Source organism: Rugosimonospora acidiphila, assembly GCF_039543385.1.
GTDB classification, from domain to species: domain Bacteria; phylum Actinomycetota; class Actinomycetes; order Mycobacteriales; family Micromonosporaceae; genus Rugosimonospora; species Rugosimonospora acidiphila.
Genome location: NZ_BAABJQ010000080.1, coordinates 1 through 2123, shown reverse-complemented (window position 1 = coordinate 2123; position 2123 = coordinate 1). Strand labels below are relative to the sequence as shown.

The following is a 2123-nucleotide window of genomic DNA, read 5'->3' as shown; positions in this document are numbered from 1 at the left end:
CACGCTCGCCGCCGCCTACGCGGCCACGCGCAAGCTGTGGCTCCCGATCGGTCTGCACTTCGGCTGGAACTTCGCCGAGTCCGGCATCTTCGGCACCGAGGTCTCCGGGAACGGCCAGACGCAGGGGCTGCTGCACAGCGTGATGTCGGGCAGGGCCCTGGTGACCGGCGGCCAGTTCGGCCCGGAGGCCAGCCTTTACTCGGTGGCGTTCGGTGTGCTGCTGACAATCGTGTTCATGTGGCTGGCCCGGCGGCGCGGCAACCTGGTTCCTCTCCGGCGCGGCGCCCGGGCTGCTGCGACCGCTACCCTCTCTCAATGATCGACCTCCGGCGGGTGCCCGGTCTGTGGCGGCGGTGTGACGTCACGGTCCGGGATCTCCCGTTCGCGCTGCTGCTGGTCATCGCGTCGCTCCTGCCGGTGCTGCGCGGCCACGAGACTCAGGTCGGGGACCTCGCGGCACGCCCGTTTGACGCGCTGGCCGTTGCCCTCGTCGGCCTTGAGTCCCTTCCGCTCGCTGTGCGCCGGCGGTGGCCGGACGCCTGTCTCGCCCTGGTGTCGCTCGGCTTCGTCGCCGCCGAACTGCGCGGCTACCGCATCGTCGCGAGCACCGCACTGCCCATCGCGCTGCTGAGCGCGGGTGCCCACCTGGAGCGTCATCGGCGGGCCACCGTGGTCATCCTCTCCCTGGCGTACGTACCGCTGGCAGTCGCGGTCCACCGGCTCGGCGGGACCGACCAGGTGAGCGGATTCGCAACGTTCTACGTGGGGCTGGCCGTCGTGTGGGGCATCGGGAGTTGGCTGCGCGCCACCCGGATCGCCGAGGTCGAACGCCGCCGCGGCGTCGCCGAGGCCACCCGCGCCGCCGAACGTACCCGCATCGCCCGCGAGCTCCACGATGTGGTGACCCACCACGTGACGGCGATGGTCGTGCAGGCCGAGGCGGCACGGTACCTGACCGCCGCACCCACTCGCCTCGACGAGACCCTCAGCGCCGTCACCGACACCGGTCGACGGGCCATCAGCGACCTGCGGCACCTGCTCGACCTGCTCAACCCCGACCACACCGAAATCAAGATGCCGTTTATCGGCGAAGTGCACACGCTCGTGGAGCAGACGCGCCGGGCCGGGCAGCCGGTGGAGTTTACCGAGGAGGGCAGGCCGGCGTCCTCGACCGGCAGCGCGGAACTCGCCGCCTACCGGGTCGTGCAGGAAGCCCTGACGAACGCCCTCAAGTACGCGCACGGCAGCCGCACCGCGGTCCGGGTACGGCACCTCGCAAGGGAGATCCTCGTAGAGGTCAGCACCGACGGCTCCGGCTCGCGGGCCGCGTCCCCCGGCGGGAGCGGGCGGGGCCTGGCCGGGCTCCGCGAACGGGTCGACGTCCTGGGCGGCGAGTTCAGCGCGGATCAGCGGGCAGGCGGCGGCTTCGTCGTGCGGGCCCGCATCCCCGCGCGGAGCGGGTCGTGACCGCCCCGATCCGGGTCCTGGTCTGCGACGACCAGGCGCTGATCCGCACCGGGTTCGCGACGATCATCGACGCTCAGCCCGACCTTGAGACGGTGGGCGAGTGCGGGGACGGGCGCGCCGCCGTCGACCTCGCCGCCCGCGTGCACCCCGACGTGGTGGTGATGGACGTACGGATGCCGGTACTCGACGGCATCGGGGCGACCCGGCTGCTGGCCGGTGTCGGGGTGGCGCATCCCGTCAAGGTGCTCGTGGTGACGACGTTCAACCTGGACGAGTACGTCTACGAGGCGCTGCGCGCGGGGGCAAGCGGCTTCCTGCTCAAGGACGCCCCACCGGCGCAGCTACTGCACGGCATCCGTACGGTCGCGACCGGCGCCGCCCTGCTGGCACCCGAAGTGACGCGGCAACTGGTCGGCAGGTACGCGGCACGGATCCGTCCGGCGCAGGGCACGCGGGAGGACGTCGGGCTGGCCCCGCGCGAACTGGAGGTGCTGCGCCTCATCGCCAACGGCCTGTCGAACGCCGAGATCGCCGCGACCCTGGTGATCAGTCAGGAGACGGTGAAGACGTACGTGTCGCGGATTCTCACCAAGCTGGATCTGCGCGACCGGGTGCAGGCGGTGGTGTATGCCTACCGCAACGGCCTGGTGACCTGA

At 71.6% G+C, this 2123-nt stretch carries 2 protein-coding genes and 1 pseudogene; all 3 read left to right on the top strand.

The annotated features are described in order from the left end of the window. Positions 1-319 (top strand): annotated as a pseudogene (locus tag ABEA87_RS42105) (CPBP family intramembrane glutamate endopeptidase); the annotation flags it as partial. Next, positions 316-1467, top strand: a complete 1152-nt coding sequence (locus tag ABEA87_RS42100) for a sensor histidine kinase (protein WP_345639406.1) — start codon at positions 316-318, stop codon at positions 1465-1467. The pseudogene ABEA87_RS42105 and the gene ABEA87_RS42100, both read left to right, overlap by 4 nt. Beyond that, a complete protein-coding gene (locus tag ABEA87_RS42095; protein ID WP_345639405.1) occupies positions 1464-2123 on the top strand; it encodes a response regulator transcription factor in 660 nt (219 codons plus the stop codon). Before ABEA87_RS42100 ends, ABEA87_RS42095 begins: the two co-directional genes overlap by 4 nt.

What these genes read in the sequence shown, in the direction of transcription:
- ABEA87_RS42100 (WP_345639406.1), top strand. Translation starts at nt 316, where the DNA reads ATGATCGACCTCCGGCGGGTGCCCGGTCTGTGGCGGCGGTGTGACGTC.